This window comes from Falsiroseomonas sp. E2-1-a4 (genome assembly GCF_051433165.1).
GTDB lineage: Bacteria > Pseudomonadota > Alphaproteobacteria > Acetobacterales > Acetobacteraceae > Falsiroseomonas.
In genome coordinates this window covers 1-15,160 of sequence record NZ_JBHMFS010000019.1, presented here as the reverse complement: position 1 = coordinate 15,160, position 15,160 = coordinate 1, and the positions used below count along the sequence as shown (strand labels likewise).

The 15,160-nt window shown below is 68.2% G+C and carries 10 protein-coding genes and 1 pseudogene; 8 read left to right on the top strand and 3 right to left on the bottom strand.

Annotated features, from left to right (window positions below):
• Positions 1–35: 35 nt before the first annotated feature.
• The 4 genes and pseudogenes from ACFHNC_RS18970 to ACFHNC_RS18955 all read left to right on the top strand — a co-directional run.
• Positions 36–554, top strand: a pseudogene (locus tag ACFHNC_RS18970) (poly-beta-hydroxybutyrate polymerase N-terminal domain-containing protein); the annotation flags it as partial.
• 49 nt (positions 555–603) lie between these two features.
• Positions 604–1,815, top strand: coding sequence for a PHA/PHB synthase family protein (locus ACFHNC_RS18965; protein ID WP_437170809.1), 1,212 nt, complete (start codon positions 604–606; stop codon positions 1,813–1,815).
• A 184-nt stretch (positions 1,816–1,999) separates the two neighbouring features.
• Positions 2,000–2,725, top strand: a complete 726-nt coding sequence (locus ACFHNC_RS18960; protein WP_437170808.1) for a TIGR04282 family arsenosugar biosynthesis glycosyltransferase — start codon at positions 2,000–2,002, stop codon at positions 2,723–2,725.
• Positions 2,726–2,926: 201 nt separating this feature from the next.
• A complete protein-coding gene (locus ACFHNC_RS18955) occupies positions 2,927–3,742 on the top strand; it encodes a DUF547 domain-containing protein (RefSeq protein WP_437170807.1) in 816 nt (271 codons plus the stop codon).
• Positions 3,743–3,753: 11 nt separating this feature from the next.
• Here the strand turns inward: ACFHNC_RS18955 and ACFHNC_RS18950 are convergent, their stop codons facing one another.
• Entirely contained in the window at positions 3,754–4,341 is a 588-nt protein-coding gene (locus tag ACFHNC_RS18950) for a rhodanese-like domain-containing protein (RefSeq protein WP_437170806.1), read from the bottom strand.
• A gap of 79 nt (positions 4,342–4,420) precedes the next feature.
• Here ACFHNC_RS18950 and ACFHNC_RS18945 point away from each other — a divergent pair, with 79 nt between their 5' ends.
• Complete coding sequence (locus ACFHNC_RS18945) at positions 4,421–5,764, top strand: hypothetical protein (protein ID WP_437170805.1); 1,344 nt, start codon at positions 4,421–4,423, stop codon at positions 5,762–5,764.
• Entirely contained in the window at positions 5,761–6,486 is a 726-nt protein-coding gene (locus ACFHNC_RS18940; RefSeq protein WP_437170804.1) for a glycosyltransferase family 2 protein, read from the top strand. Before ACFHNC_RS18945 ends, ACFHNC_RS18940 begins: the two co-directional genes overlap by 4 nt.
• 498 nt (positions 6,487–6,984) lie before the next feature.
• Here the strand turns inward: ACFHNC_RS18940 and ACFHNC_RS18935 are convergent, their stop codons facing one another.
• Both ACFHNC_RS18935 and ACFHNC_RS18930 read right to left on the bottom strand, forming a co-directional pair.
• Positions 6,985–8,811 carry an ABC transporter ATP-binding protein/permease gene (locus ACFHNC_RS18935; RefSeq protein WP_437170803.1) on the bottom strand — a complete coding sequence of 609 codons (1,827 nt, stop codon included), beginning with the start codon at positions 8,809–8,811 and terminating at the stop codon, positions 6,985–6,987.
• Positions 8,812–8,855: 44 nt separating this feature from the next.
• Entirely contained in the window at positions 8,856–10,802 is a 1,947-nt protein-coding gene (locus ACFHNC_RS18930; RefSeq protein ID WP_437170802.1) for an AsmA family protein, read from the bottom strand.
• Between the two features lie 354 nt (positions 10,803–11,156).
• Between ACFHNC_RS18930 and ACFHNC_RS18925 the strand changes: the two genes are divergently transcribed.
• On the top strand, positions 11,157–11,924 hold the full coding sequence (locus ACFHNC_RS18925) for a hypothetical protein (protein ID WP_437170801.1): 768 nt from the start codon (positions 11,157–11,159) through the stop codon (positions 11,922–11,924).
• A gap of 150 nt (positions 11,925–12,074) precedes the next feature.
• Positions 12,075–14,972, top strand: coding sequence for a PAS domain-containing protein (locus ACFHNC_RS18920; protein WP_437170800.1), 2,898 nt, complete (start codon positions 12,075–12,077; stop codon positions 14,970–14,972).
• Positions 14,973–15,160 lie beyond the last annotated feature (188 nt).

The following is a 15,160-nucleotide window of genomic DNA, read 5'->3' as shown; positions in this document are numbered from 1 at the left end:
CAGTTTCCGGGGCAGGACAGTGAAGGATCGATGACATGACCGGGGCGAACATCGATGCCTGCGCGACGCGGCGTGAGGATCCGATCGACACCGCGAGTTTTCGGGCCATCGACCGCATGGCGGAGGCGCTGAGCGCGAGATCCTCCTCCGGCATTTCGCGCGCCGCCCTGGCGCTGGCGCTGTTCGACTGGTCCATCCATCTGGCGCGCGCACCAGGCAAGCAGGCGGAGCTGTTGCACAAGGCGCTGCGCAAATCGGCGCGGCTGGCCGGCGAGATGGCAACGAGTGCCCTGCATCCGGAATCACCGCCCTGCATCGCGCCGCTGCCGGGCGATACGCGCTTCCGCCATCCCGGCTGGCAGCAATGGCCCTTCCGGCTGTGGCAGCAGGCCTTCCTGCTCAACCAGCAATGGTGGCACAATGTGACGCATGACGTGCCGGGCGTGACGCCGCATCATGAGGAAGTGGTCTCCTTCACCGCACGGCAGATCCTCGACATCTTCTCGCCCGCCAACGTGCCCTTCACAAATCCCGCGGTGCTGCAGGCCACCTGGCAAACGGGCGGCATGAACCTGCTGCAGGGGATGCAGAACTGGATGGAGGATGCGGGCCGGACGATGGCCGGTCAGCCGCCCCCGGGGCACGGAGGATTTCGTCGTCGGCCGCGATGTGGCCCGCACGCCGGGGCGCGTCATCCACCGCAATCGACTGATGGAGCTGATCCAATACGCGCCGGCGACGGAGCAGGTGAGGGCGGAACCGATCCTGATCGTGCCGGCCTGGATCATGAAGTACTACATCCTGGACCTGTCGGCGCAGAACTCGTTGATCGCCTATCTCGTGGCCCGTGGGCACACGGTGTTCTGCATCTCCTGGCACAATCCGACCGCGGCGGATCGTGACCTGGCGCTGGATGATTATCGCCGCATGGGCGTGGTGGCGGCGCTGGATGCGGTGGGCGCGATCCTGCCAGGGCAGCGGGTCCACGCGACCGGCTACTGCCTGGGTGGCACGCTGATGGCCATCGCCGCGGCCGCCATGGCGCGCGCCGGCGACCAAAGGCTGGCCTCGCTCACGCTGCTCGCCGCGCAGACCGATTTCACCGAACCCGGGGAGCTGGCGCTGTTCATCGACCACAGCCAGATGCATCTGCTGGACAGCATGATGTGGGACCGCGGCTACCTGGCCGCGGACCAGATGGCCGGCGCCTTTCAGCTGTTGCGCTCCAGCGACCTGGTCTGGTCGCGCATGGTGCATGACTATCTGATGGGCGAACGCGCGCCGATGATCGACCTGATGGCCTGGAACGCGGACACCACGCGCATGCCCTATCGGATGCATGCCGAATATCTGCGCCGAATCTACCTGGACAATGAATTCGCGGCGGGGCGGCTGATGGTGGATGCCCGGCCGGCGGCGCTTCAGAACATCCGCGTGCCGATCTTTGCGGTGGGCACGGAACGCGACCATGTCGCGCCCTGGCGTTCCGTCTACAAGATCCATGCGCAAGCGGATGCAGATCAGGTGACCTTCGTGCTGACCAGCGGTGGCCACAATGCCGGCATCGTCAGCGAGCCTGGACACGCGCACCGCCATTTCCGCATCGCGACACGCCAGGCTGGCGACGTCTGGATCGACGCGGATGAGTGGATGGAGCTGCACGCGCCGCAAGAGGGATCCTGGTGGCCGGCCTGGGCCGGTTGGCTGGAGGCGCAGACGCCAGGCGAGGGCGTGCCGCCGCCGCCCATGGGGGCACCGGAGGCCGGCTTTCCCGCGCGGGAAGACGCGCCCGGCACCTACGTACTGCAAGGCTGAGAACGATCGGCCAGCCCCTTCTCAGAACCGCACCCGTCCGGGTGCCGCTGGCGGTGCGGAAGCAGTGGGGCGGGCAGCTGAGCCGGCACCCCTCCTGAAGCTGGGCTCCAAAAACGCGCGCATCTGACGTAACCTTCCCGGTCTCGTGGACGTAGAGCAGGGTTAACAAAGCGGATGAGGGGCGATGGGTCTGGGGGCCGCGATTGCGATTGTCTGCAAGACGCCGGGCGTTGGCGGCGGAAAGTCACGCCTTCGGCCACTGCTCGGGGCGGAGAGGGTCGCACGACTATCCGCCTGCTTCATCCGCGACGTCGCCGCCGCCCTGGAGGCCGTCCCCGGCCCGCTCGACCGACACCTTTTCGCACTCTTCAGTCCGGCCGGATCGGAGGCATCGCTGCGGGCGCTGCTGCCATTGCCCTGGACGCTGGTGCTGCGCCAGGAGGCGAGCGTTGGCTCGGTTCTGGATATGAGCATGACGGCCTTCCTCGCCGACGGCCACGACTGCGCAATCATGGTGAACGGCGACAGTCCGACCCTGCCGACGGATGTTCTCGTCGAGGCCATCGCCGCGCTCCGCGCGCCCGGCGACCGCGTCGTCCTCGGCCCCGCGCTCGACGGCGGCTACTACCTTGTCGGGTTGAAGCGGCCCCACCCCCGGCTTTTCCAGGACATCGCCTGGAGCACGCCGGAGGTGCTCGCCTGCACGCTACACCGCGCGACGGAAATCGGCCTGCCTGTCACGCTGTTGCGGACATGGTACGATGTCGACGAGCCCCAGGACTTCCTCCGACTGCAGAACGAACTCGCCGGGCCAGCGCCATGCCTGGCATCGGGCGTGGACGGCGGCGCGGCGCGGCACACGCGCGCCCTGCTGGCCGATTGGGCCGGCGCCGAGACGGCCTGCCCATAGCGACGTTCCGTGATGAATAGGGCGGCCCCTCCCGTAACCAAAACGACCCGTCCGCCGAAGTGTCGTGCAAACCGAATGAGGCCTGACCGTGATGGATGCGACGGGCCAGCCCACGGGGCCAACCCACGGGGCCGGACATGGCGACGTGCTGGCGGAGATCCCGCTCAAGGCCCGTTTCGCGCGCAACTGATGGAGCAGCACATGACACGCCGCCGTACCCTCCTCGGGCTTCCCCTTCTCGTGCTGCCGATGATCGCGCTGCCGCCGCGCGCCGCGTATGCCGATGCGGATGCCGCGCTGGATGCGCTGCTCGCCCGCCATGTCGTCCCGCACCCCGATGGCGTTACGCGCCTGCGCTACGCCGCCTGGAAGGCCTCCGCCGCCGATATGGGCGCGCTGGATGGGTGGATCGCGGCGGCCGCGACGCGCCGCCCCTCCGCCATGGCGCACGCGGAGGCCTTCGCCTTCTGGGGCAATCTCTACAACGCGCTGACGCTGAAGGTGGTGCTGGAACGCTACCCGGTTCGCTCCATCCGGGACATCCGCTCCACCGGCGTGCCGCTCGACCCGAAGGGCTGGTTCGGGCCGTGGCGCACGCGGCTTATCACCGTAGAGGGGCGGCGCATGTCGCTTGACGACATCGAGCATGAGACGATGCGCCCGACCTTCCGCGATCCGCGCGTGCACTATGCGGTGAACTGCGCCTCGATCGGCTGCCCCAACATCTGGCCGCGCGCCTGGCGGGCGGCGACGCTAGAGGCGGAGCTGGACGCCGCCGCCGTCGCCTTCGTCAACCACCCGCGCGGGGTGACGGTGCTGCCGGACGGGCGGCTGCGCGTCTCCTCGATCTTCACCTGGTTCCGCGAGGATTTCGGCGGCAACGAGGCGGGCGTGGTCGCCCATCTGCGCCGCTACGCAGCGCCGGCGCTGGCCGCGCAGCTCGGCGAGCGCACCACCATCGCCATCGCCGAGGATACCTATGACTGGGCGCTGAATGACGCCCCGCCGGGCGCATGAGCCGTTGTTGCTCAGCCGCCGGTCATCCGCCGGAGCAGCCGGCCCCAGCCGGTGTCGAAGGGATGCACGCCGGTGGCGCCGGGGGCGAATTCCAGCGGCCCAGCCTCGGCATGCCACCGGAAGATGCCGCCGCGGAGGTTGAGCAGCGCCGCGGCTGGCGCCTGCGCCGCGGCCTCCCGGATGCCCTGCACCATCAGGCCCGAGCGCCAGCCCACGGCGCAGTAGAGCACCACCGTCGCGCCGGCCATGCGCGCGCCGTGCTCCGCCAGGACGGACGCGCCCGAAGCTGCGGGCGGCACGCGGAGCGCGCCGGGGATGCGGCTCTGCGCGTATTCCTCGGCCTCCCGCACGTCGAACAGCACCATGCGCTCCCCGGCCGCGAGCCGGCGTGCCAGTTCGGCCCCGGTGATCTCCGGCACGGGCAGCAGCCGGGCCACGGCCTGCTCGACCGCCTCCATCGTGGTGCGCGGATCGGCGGGATCGGGCAGGCCGCTGCGCCAGGGCCAGCCCAGCGCTACGCCCCCCAGCGCCGCCAGCGCGGCGCCACCGGCACCGGCCGTCACGACAAGGCGGCGGCTCAGGCGGAATTCTGTCAGCATGGTGTCGCTTTCATCGGCGGCGTGGCGGCAGCGAAGCCCTCAGCTCATCATCGCCGCAGGCAAGGCCAGGGTTACGCAGATGGGGCCTGACACCGCGCGGGGCGAGGGATGGCGGCTGATCGCGGCGGCGGCAGTGATGGCCCTGGCCCAGGCCGGCATGGTCGCCCTCGCCCCCGCCCTCGCCGACGAAACGCGCGCGCCGGCGCCCGGGATCTTCGCCTTTGTCGGCCTCGCCCTGCTCGGCGGGGCGGCCTGGTTCGCGGCGATCGGGCCGCTGGAGCGGCTGCGGCCGCGGCCAGCGGTGATCGTGGCGGTGTTCGCCCTCGGCGTGGCGATGCGGCTGGCCTGGTTCGGCACCCCGGCGGTCCTCGACACCGATGCGCTGCGCTACCTGTGGGACGGGGCGCTGGCGGCGCATGGCCTCTCGCCCTGGGGCCCGCCGCCCGCCGCTGGCGTGCCGCCCGCGCTCGGCGAAGCGGGGGCGGCGCTGCGCGCGGTGCTGCCCTTCGCGTGGCTCCGCAGCATCTACCCCGGCACCGCCCAGGCGGCCTTCCTGCTGGCGCATTGGATCGCGCCGTGGGAACTGCTGGGCCTGCGCCTCGTGATGCTCGGCGCGGAGCTTGTGGCGCTGCTGCTGCTGGCGGCGCTGCTGCGGCGGGCGGGCCTGCCCCTGATGCGCGCCGCCATCTGGTGGTGCTGCCCGCTGCTGCCGCTGGTGCTGGCGAACGCCGCGCATGCGGACGCGCTGCTGCCGCCGCTGCTGGTCGGCGCGCTGCTGGCCACGCTTGGTGGGCGCGGGGCGCTGGCGGGGGGCCTGCTCGGGCTGGCGGCGGGGGTGAAGCTCTGGCCGGTGCTGCTGGTGCCGCTGCTCGCGCGCTGGCTGCCGGCCGGCGCCAGGCTGCCGGCAGCCGCGGTTTTCGGCCTGACGGCGGCGGTCACGCTGTTGCCGTTGCTGGCCACGGCAACCGCGCCGGATGCCGGGCTCAACGCCTTTGCCACCGGCTGGGTGGCCAACAACGCGCCGTTGGCCTGGGTGCAGGCGGGATTCGGGCCTGGCCTCGCCGAGCTGCTGCGACCTTTGCTCGGGCTCGCCGGGGCCACGGTGGCGCTGGCGGTGGCGCGCCCGCCACCGGGGGAGCCGGCAGCGCTGATCCGGGGCGCGCTGATCGTCGCGGCCGCGATCTTCTACCTCTCCCCGGCGCAGTTCCCCTGGTATGCGGTCTGGTTCCTGCCCTTCGCCGCGGCGCTGGGCTGCCGGGCGCTGCTGCTGCCTGCGGTGCTGTTGCCGATCTACTACGCCTTCTTCGCGTTGCGCGGATTGGGACTCGGCGGGCTTTTCGCCTATGGCCTGGCGGCGATCCATCTTGGGGGGGTGCTGGTGCTACTCATCATGGCCTGGACCCGGAAGTCGGCGCGCGTATGAGCGCGCCAGGCGGCCTGCGCATCGGCATCGTCATTCCCGCCCACAATGAGGCTGCGGCACTGCCGCAGGTCCTGTCGGCGATCCCGGCCTGGATCATCGAGGTGATCGTGGTGGACACCGCCAGCACGGATGGGACGCCCGAGGTTGCGCACCGCCTCGGCGCCCGCGTCGTGGCGGAACCGCGTCGCGGCTATGGTCGCGCCTGCCTGGCCGGCATCGCGGCGCTGTCGCCCGAGGTGGATACGGTGCTGTTCATGGACGCCGACGCCGCCGACCGACCGGAGGATATCGTGCGGCTGCTCGCCCCGATCGCGACGGGAGAGGAAGATCTGGTGATCGGCGCGCGCACGCTTGGCGTGGAGCCGGGCGCGCTGACGCCCCAGCAACGCGTCGGCAATGCGCTGGCCTGCCTGCTGATCCGCCTGATCTGGGGGGTACGCTACACCGATCTCGGCCCGTTCCGCGTGATCCGGCGCGATGCGCTGGCGCGCCTGGCCATGCGCGACGAGACCTGGGGCTGGACGGTCGAGATGCAGGTCCGTGCCGCCCGCCTTGGCCTGCGGGTGCGGGAGGTGCCGGTGGGCTACCGGCGCCGCATCGGGCAATCGAAGATTTCGGGAACCCTGTCCGGCACTGTCAGGGCGGGCTGGAAGATCCTTTGGGTGATCGGTGCCGAGGCGCTGGACGGATTGCGCGCGGGGCGAACCCGGCGCGCACCGTGATCGGGCGCGTAACCTCCGCGGGGCCTCTGGTGCCAGGGCGCCGTGACCATCGGGCCGCGAGACGTTTCGGGACCCGGTCCTGACGCCAAGGGGCGGGCACCGCGCATGAACAGCGTCCTGGGCGGGCGTGTCGCCCAGGGAAACGGTTCTACACGCTCGTCCTGTCCCGCCGTGGCCGGGCTGTGTCGTGGAGCGGCTTGTGGTCTATCCGTGATCGTCGCTGCCGACCGCAGTTCCCGGCATCCCCCTTGTTCGCGACCCACGCGCGTGGAAACGGTCGGTGAACGAGGCCGGAGCCACGCTGGTGCCGCGCATCCGGTCGCGCCGCACCGTGTCCAGCGGCGATTCGCCGAAACGAGGACGAAACGCGGTGGCGAACCGGGATGCGATGGTGAACCCGAAGCAGCGCGCGCCAGCCCCGACTGGGGTAGTGATGTGCCCGGGCAAGGGGGCGCCATCGTGATTCCTGGCAATGGCAGCCCCAGGACCTTCGCCGGCTTACCCATGCATCGTGCTCGGCGCATCCGGCGGGTAGCCCTTCTGCAGCCAGTCCACGACCTTGAGTGGCCTACGCTTCGGGGTGCGTGCGGCTTGGCGTCGGGCATAGACCGCGTTCAACAGCACCTCTCCGGCTTTGGAGCGATGCAGCGCCAGCCGGCGATCAAAGGCTTCGGTTGATCCCGGATGCTGACCGATCAGCACCACCGCCGCCTGCGGCAGGCGCGTGGCAACCAGGCGGAGCAGCGCATCGGCTGAACCCGGGTCCAGCGCATCCGTTGCATCGCCCAGCACCACCCAGCCCGGCCGGAGCAGCAGCAGCCGGGCAAAGGCAAGCCGCTGGAGGTCAGCGCCGTTCAGCACCTCCGACCAGTCTTCCGATTGATCCAGGCGAGCCGTCAGCGAAGCCAGCCCGACCGCGGCCAGCGCCTCCAGAATGGCTTCGTCAGCTTCCTCATCCGATAGCGCCAACGCATTGCGCAGCGTGCCTCGTGGGAGGAACACCCGGCGGCCACTGGCGACCAGCAGGGCATCTGCCGGCAGGTCGATGCGGCCGTGGCCCCATGGCCAGATGCCGGCAACGACCCGGAAGAACGCAGCCGCGGCCTCTGCGTCGCCATCCACCAGCACATGCTCGCCGGGTTTCACTTGCAGCGCCAGGTTTGTCAGCAGCGCCGTGCCATCGGGCTCCGCCACCCAAAGATCAGAAACGCCGAGCCACGGGCCGGGAGAGCGGTCCATGTTGATGGCGGTCTCTCCTGCTCGGGCGGTCTCCAGTGCGACCACCTGAACCGCCTCCTCCAGCGCCAGCACACGCTCGACAGAGGCGCGCCATTCGGCGATGCGCGGTAGGTTGTCTACCGGCCAGGACAGCGCCGCGGTGACCTGCTGGAATGCCTGCGCCGATTGCATGAGGCGGCCGAGCGACAGCGTTCCTTCGAGGAAGCGCGGCGTGCCAACCAGAATGGGGAACACGGCAGCGAGCGCAACATAGCCCGAGGAAAAGGCAATCAGCCGGGCCAGCCCAACGGACTGATCCTTCCAAGCCATCGCGATCGTCTCGAACCCCACTGTCAAACGGCGACGCTCGGCGGCTTCCGCGCGCGCAATCGCGATCGGCTCGGCGGCTTCGCGTGCGCGCACCAAATCGTAGCGGAAGTTGGCTTCCTTGGTTTGGCGAATATCCGTGGCCTGCACCAGCGGCCGGCCCAGAACGAAGGCAACAACGGCTCCGATTCCGGCATAGAGGAACGCTAGCAGCACCAGATGGCCCGGCACATTTACCCCAAGCACCGTTATCCAACCTGACAGCGACCATAGAATGCCGACAAACGTCACCAGCAGCAGCAGGCAGTAGAACAGCGTGCTGGCAAGATCGACCGCGGCCTCGGTCATCACGCGGATGTCCTCGGCGATGCGCCCATCTGGATTGGCATGGTCGCCGGGGATGAGGCCAGCCTGGAAATGCCGTGCATCCTCCATCCAGTGCCCGACGACGCGGGCAGTCAGCCACCGCCGCCAGTCCAGCTGCAGGTGCCGCTTGACCGTCAGGTGGCCCATGTTCGTGATCATGGTGCCCGCCAGGATCAGCACAAAGATGCCGATCTGCGCCATCGCGTTTTCTGCTGAGCGCCGTTCCAGCGCGTCGAACAGATCCGCGCTCCAGACATTCAGCCGCAGCACCAGCGCGATCTGGGCGACCACCAGCAGGACCAGCAGCCCGGTCAAGAGCCGCGGCCGCCAGCGTCCCTTCTCGGTCCAGTAGGGCAGGGCAAGTCGGGCGAAGTCACGGAAGAACTGGCGGCTGACGGGCACAGCGTCGCTCATGGCCTGATGGTCGCTTTGCTGGATGGGGTTATGATTTCAGAAATTCAGCGCGCGGCTGGACGCGCACCACGCCGGACCATGGCTTCACAGCGGTTGTCTTCACCGATGCCGAACTGGATGGTCGGCAGCAGCCCGGCAACCGGCGCCAACAACGCAGCCAGCCCCACCGCAGCGCCGCCACGCGCGGCCAGTTCGCCGAGCTCCGGCCCAACGGAGGGGTTGCGAAAGCTGCCTGCAATCAGGATGGAGGTTGGGAGGGTACCGATGGTGAAGCTTTTCGACTCGCTGCGCAGCCGCACGTCCAGCCGTTCCCGCGCCAGGTTCACGCTGCCGGTCGCGGCGACCAGCACATCCTCCGTGTCCAGCAGCACCGTGCGCAGGTTCAGCACACCACGTTGGAGGACCAGATCACCGACGAAGCACTGCACGGCCGTGCGCCCTGGCACGCCGAGCGAGGACAGCAGCGCGTTTGCCAGCCGCAGACCGGACAGATCGACCAACAGGGCGGAGAGGTTGCCGCCGGACATCGCCAGCGTCAGCGTGCCGTTGCCAGCGCCGAGGATGGCGGCGAAGGAATTGCCGGCACCCTGGATGCGCGCCCGCCCGCTGATCGTGCCGGCACCCTCGAAGGTCCGCGTCGCCTGCATCAGCCGCGACAGGTCCAGGCGCTGAAACTGCACATCGGCCTCGGCCTGCATGCGGCCTTCCTCGGCCGGCGTCAGGGTGACGTTGCCGGCAATCTGGCCCCGCCCGACGCCGAGCGTCAGCGGCCGCAGATGCACCACGCCTTCCTTTATCTCCAGCTCCGCGCGGAGAGAATCGAAGGGCACGTTGCGACCGATGACGCTGTCGGCGCGGTAGCTGATGCGGATGTCGGTCGATTGCAGTTTCGGCAGGTTGATCGGCTCATCCGGCAGCATGCGGGCGCGGGCCTCATTGCGGGCCAGGTCGCGACGCTGTTCAGGCGTCTGGCCGGGCGTGGTCACGCGGCCGGGTTCCTCGCCGATGAAGCCACCGAGATCCGCCAGGTCGACGCGGCGCGAGTGAAGTTCTCCTTCCACATTCACGCGCGTTCCCGCCGTGCCGACCGTGAGCGTGCCGTCGATGTCGGTCTGGCCAACGCGGCCGGCGATTTCGCTGAAGCGAAAGCGATCCTCGGCATAGTCGAGGCGCCCGGCGACCTCGTAGTTCGGCGTGCGGGGGATCGGCACACCGGTCAGCTTCTCCAGCAGCGCCATGTCGGGCCCCTGCATCACCAGGCGCAGCTCGGCGCCCCGCAAGGCCAGGGGGTCCCGCAGCGTGCCCTCAAGTGAAATCCGTGTCGGGCCGTTGGCGAGTTGCAGGCTGAGCGCCCAGGGCGCATCTGCCTGCAAGTCCAATACGGCGCCGCCCAGCGCCTGCCCCGTGATCGGCTGGCCGGCATAGGTGCCGGTGATGTCGGCCGCGAGGCGCGGCGCCGTACCGGCCTCCTCGCGCGTGGCGATCGCCAGCCGCAGATCGGCCTCAAGGTGCGGCAGGACGATGTGGGCGACGCCCTCGGTGATTCGCAGGGTGCCGATTCGCAGCGAGGACGGCTGGCCCGGAGGCGCGGCCGCGACATCGAGGACCCAGTTGCTGCGGCGATCCTCGTGTGCGGCCGCCTCGACAACGGGCTTCACGATTTCGACCTCCGGCAGCACCAACGCTGCTGCGCGCCAGGACCCCAGCAGGTCGATCCGTGCGATCAGCCGCTCCGCCTGAGCGAAGGGTGGATCGGCGACGAAGCCTGGGGGGTTCGCGATTCGGACATCTTCGGCCGTCAGCACGACGACCCGGCCGAGGCGCAGGTGCAGATGCGCGATCGTCACGGGCCGGCCAATGGCGGCGGAGGCGCGGCGTTCAGCCAGCGGGATGAACCAATCCCAGGACCAGAAGGCGAAAAGCAGCAGCAGGATGACCAAGGGCAGTGACGCCCAGGCCAGCCAACGCGGCAGTTGATCCAGACGAGTCACGTCGTTCTCCAGATGCACTCAGCCCGCCGATCCGGGATGGCGATGTTGCGGGGCCGAAAGTGTCAAATTCACGGCAAGCGTGTGCCGGTTCAGTAAATAAAAAACGCCTCTTTCAAACAACGTGTTGTGTCTTTTCAAGAAAGGTTGCATCACCTACAAAAAATTAATCTGATTTTTAAGAGTTGAACGATTACCGCAGTGTATTTATAGGTTTTCTACATCAGAAGCCAAGCGGGACGTTGTAACTGCAAAGATCCTTGACTTCCCTTCGGTCAGATTTTTACCAAACTTATGCTTCATTAACCGTGTTTATTGCGTTCCGAACCACCCCCTCCCCCGTGGAAATTCAGACCCATGCCAGCCCCAGCTGTAAAAAAAACCATCGTTGGCTTGACCGCATTGGCAGCCGGTAGCGCGGCTGCGCTGGGCTGGGGCTGGGAACGCCGTGATCCGCGTGCCGCCGCGGCCGACCCCGTCCTGGAGACCGCGCGACGCGGCGCGAGCGGACAGACCCTGGAGCAGGAGGATGTCGCGGTGGTTGCCGTTCGGGCTCATCTGCGCGATGCAGGTGTGCAAGGCCAGTTGTCGGACGTTCGGCTGTACCCACTGACCGTGGCCGATGAGATCGTGGTCTGCGCGCTGCTGCCAATGGCGGGCGCGGAGGCCATGCAGGTCGTTGCCCGGGTTGTCCTGCACAAGCCAACCGCCGCCGCCCGGGCCGCCGCAGCGCAGGACGGCGAGGCAATCGCGAGGACGCGCCCGGCCATGGTCATCATGGAGGTCGGGCCGGGACTTGGGCGTGGTGGCTCGCAGCAGGGTCCAGCCCTCCGCTATTGTCGCGACCCGCAGGTGGCAACAGCCGCAGGCGCTGACGCGTCGCAGGTCACGGCGCTCGTGCAGCCGGATGCCGAGGCCGCTGCCGCACCGCTGGCTCGGGTGGTTGTGGTTTCGCCGGTGCGCGTGCGTGCGGCGCCAGCAGGCGACGCGGACATTCTGTGGACTGCGATGCGCGGCCGCAGCTACGTGGTGCTCGACCGGGCGCCCGGGGGCTGGATCCATCTCGGCGATGGCCAGACGACACTGGGATGGGCCCATTCCAGCCTGTTCAGCCCGTCTCCCTGACCAGAACTGCCGGCTCAGCTTGCCCCACTGTGGTCCTGACCGTGTCAGGACATGCGGCGCAACGGCGCAACACGCGAACTTCCCCACCCTCGATGATGCGGCCAGCCCCGAGCAACACGCGATGATTTGGGCGAAAGATGTGGCAAGACCATGCAGTACGACATAGGCAGAACCACCCACAGCAGCGACTTTCCCATCGCGGGCGGCATGATGGGCGCGCTGATCCGTGCCCATGACTGGTCAGCGACGCCGCTCGGCCCCTCCGAGACCTGGCCGGCCGGCCTGCGCGCGACGGTCGATCTGGTGCTCGGTTCACCAATGGCCATGGTCCTGCTGTGTGGACCCGACTTCGTCCAGGTCTACAATGACGCCTACGCCCGAATCATGGGCCCAAAGCATCCTGCGGGGCTTGGCCAACCGAACCGCGTCTGCTGGCCGGAGATCTGGGCCTTCAACGAGCCGATCTTCGCGGCCGTATTCCGCGGCGAGACGCGGTCCTTCGAGAACCAGAAGCTGACCATTGAGCGGAACGGCCGGCAGGAGGATGCCTGGTTCAACCTGACCTTCAGCCCACTCCGCTACGTGGGCACTGCGGTCGCGAGTCTGCTCGTCACGGTCGTCGAGACGACCCAGCGTGTCCTCGCCGAGCGCCGCGATGTAGCCGATCGCGAACGTATGTCGCGAATGTTCGAACAGGCGCCCGGCTTCATGGCGATGCTCAGCGGCCGTGCGCAGAAGTTCGAATTCGCCAACCACGCCTTTGAGCAACTCGTCGGCCACCGCAGCGTGGTCGGCAGGTCGGTGCGGGAGGCGCTCCCGGAAATTGAAGGACAGGGGTACTACGAGTTGCTCGACCAGGTTTATACCACCGGCACGCCATTCGTCGGGCGCGCCTTGTCCGTCGCGTTGCAGCGCCAACCTGGAGCTGCGGTGGAACAACGCTTCGTCGACCTGGTCTACCAGCCGATCACCGACTCGGACGGCGCAGTAACGGGCATATTCGTCGAGGGCTCGGACGTGACCGAGCGCGTGGTCGCCGAGGCCGATCTTCGGATGAGTGAGCAGCGCCTCAACGCCATCTTCAAGCTCGCAGCGGTGGGCCTTGCCGAGGTGGCGCTGGATGGTCGCTTTCGGCGTGTCAACGACGCCTTCTGCCGCATGCTCGGCAGGTCCCGCGAAGACTTGCTGGAGAGCACCTTCGTGGAGGTGACCCACCCGGACGATGTTGCGGTTACGCTGGAACAGTCGGAACGAACGGCCCGCACCGGCATGCCGGCATCATTCGAAAAGCGCTATCTCCGGCCAGACGGAGCGAAGGTCATTGTCAGCTGCACCCTGACGCGGCTGGACAGCGAGCACAACCAGCCGCCCGCACTGCTGTCCGTCACCATCGATCTGACCGAGCGGGTCCGGGCGGAAGCCGCCCTGCGGGCCAGCGAGGAATTCAACCGCCGCATCATCCAGAGTTCCGCTGACTGCATCAAGGTTCTTGACCTCGACGCCCGTGTGATCTTCATGAGCGAAGGCGGCATGCAGGTGATGGAGGTGGACGATTTCGGCGTTGTCGAAGGCACCTGCTGGCCCGATCTCTGGCGCGGCGAGGAGCACGCGAAATCCGTGGCCGCCGTCGAGGAGGCTCGGCGTGGCGGGACCGGTCGCTTTCAGGGTTTTGCCACCACGATGGCGGGCTCGCCGCGTTGGTGGGACGTGGTGGTGACGCCGATCAATGGGCCGGACGGCACGCCGGTGAAGCTGCTTTCCGTCTCTCGCGACATCACCGCCTCCCGGCAGACCGAGGAGCAGCTTCGCGAACTGAACGAGTCGCTGGAAACTCGGGCCGCCCAGCGGGCCGCCGAACTGACCGAGGCGCAGGACCAGCTGCGCCAGAGCCAGAAACTGGATGCCCTTGGGCAGCTTACCGGCGGGGTTGCCCACGACTTCAACAACCTCCTGACGATCATCCGATCCTCGGCGGAGCTACTGCGTCGGCAGGACCTCCCGGAGGAGCGCCGGCGCCGCTATGTCGATGCGATTTCCGACACCACGGAGCGGGCGGCCACGCTGACGCGCCAGCTTCTCGCATTCGCCCGACGCCAGGCTTTGAAGCCAGAGATCTTCGACGTGGCCGGGCGCGTGCAAGGCATCGCCGAGATGTTGCAGACCATGATCGGCGCACGCATCCAGCTCGAAATCGGCACCGCGGCGGTGCCATGTTTTGTTGAAGCTGATCCAAGCCAATTCGATACCGCCCTGGTCAACATGGCAGTGAATGCGCGCGATGCCATGGATGGACAGGGAACGCTGACCATCACGGTCGGCATCGTTGGGGCCCTGCCTGGAATCCGTGCACATCAGCCTGTTGCCGGGGAGCACATCATTCTGTCGATCACCGATACTGGCACGGGCATCTCCGCGGACACGATGCAGAGACTGTTCGAACCGTTCTTCACGACCAAGGAGATCGGCAAGGGAACGGGCCTGGGACTCAGCCAGGTGTATGGCTTTGCCAAGCAGTCGGGTGGCGACGTGGATGTTGCAGGCCGGCCGGGCGAGGGCGCGTGCTTCACTCTCTACCTGCCTCGGTCTGAGCCACCCGCCATGGTTTCAGCGGAAGTCGGCACGTTCGACCACGCAAGGAAGGCCAGGCGCCGCCGCGTGCTTGTCGTCGAGGATGATGCGCAGGTTGCTGAGTTGGCAATGCTGCTTCTGCGCGATCTCGGCTGTCAAACGGCGCTTGCCATGAACGCGACGGAGGCCTTTGGCCTGCTGGAGGAGCATGGTGGCGCATTTGATATCGTCTTTTCGGACGTTGTCATGCCGGGCATGAGCGGCGTTGAACTGGCCGGGCTACTTCGTGTCCGATGGCCGGACCTACCGGTCGTGCTGACCAGTGGCTACAGCCAGGTTCTCGCAACCGAGGGGCGCCACGGCTTTCCGCTGCTCCACAAGCCCTACTCGGTCGACGACCTCGCTCGGGTTCTCAGTTTGGCGACAGTGGCCCCTGCGTCGGACCACGCCTGTGCTGGTAGCAAACGCACCAAGCGTTGATCCTGCGGAGATCAGTGCCAAGCCGCCGGACGCCAAGCTGGGCAGATCCCCCATCGCCTCCGCTGCCAGGGTTCGCGTCCGCGTCCCAGCGGGCAGCCACAGACGATCGCCGGCGCATCCTCCGGCAGCCCATAGAGCCGCAGCGCCTCCAACTTGACCTGCCCGTCGTGTCCGTCGTCGAATGCTTC

What these genes read in the sequence shown, in the direction of transcription:
- ACFHNC_RS18945 (WP_437170805.1), top strand. Translation starts at nt 4,421, where the DNA reads ATGGGGCCTGACACCGCGCGGGGCGAGGGATGGCGGCTGATCGCGGCG.
- ACFHNC_RS18935 (WP_437170803.1), bottom strand. Translation starts at nt 8,811, where the DNA reads ATGAGCGACGCTGTGCCCGTCAGCCGCCAGTTCTTCCGTGACTTCGCC.
- ACFHNC_RS18960 (WP_437170808.1), top strand. Translation starts at nt 2,000, where the DNA reads ATGGGTCTGGGGGCCGCGATTGCGATTGTCTGCAAGACGCCGGGCGTT.
- ACFHNC_RS18925 (WP_437170801.1), top strand. Translation starts at nt 11,157, where the DNA reads ATGCCAGCCCCAGCTGTAAAAAAAACCATCGTTGGCTTGACCGCATTG.
- ACFHNC_RS18950 (WP_437170806.1), bottom strand. Translation starts at nt 4,341, where the DNA reads ATGCTGACAGAATTCCGCCTGAGCCGCCGCCTTGTCGTGACGGCCGGT.
- ACFHNC_RS18940 (WP_437170804.1), top strand. Translation starts at nt 5,761, where the DNA reads ATGAGCGCGCCAGGCGGCCTGCGCATCGGCATCGTCATTCCCGCCCAC.
- ACFHNC_RS18920 (WP_437170800.1), top strand. Translation starts at nt 12,075, where the DNA reads ATGCAGTACGACATAGGCAGAACCACCCACAGCAGCGACTTTCCCATC.
- ACFHNC_RS18965 (WP_437170809.1), top strand. Translation starts at nt 604, where the DNA reads ATGCGGGCCGGACGATGGCCGGTCAGCCGCCCCCGGGGCACGGAGGAT.
- ACFHNC_RS18955 (WP_437170807.1), top strand. Translation starts at nt 2,927, where the DNA reads ATGACACGCCGCCGTACCCTCCTCGGGCTTCCCCTTCTCGTGCTGCCG.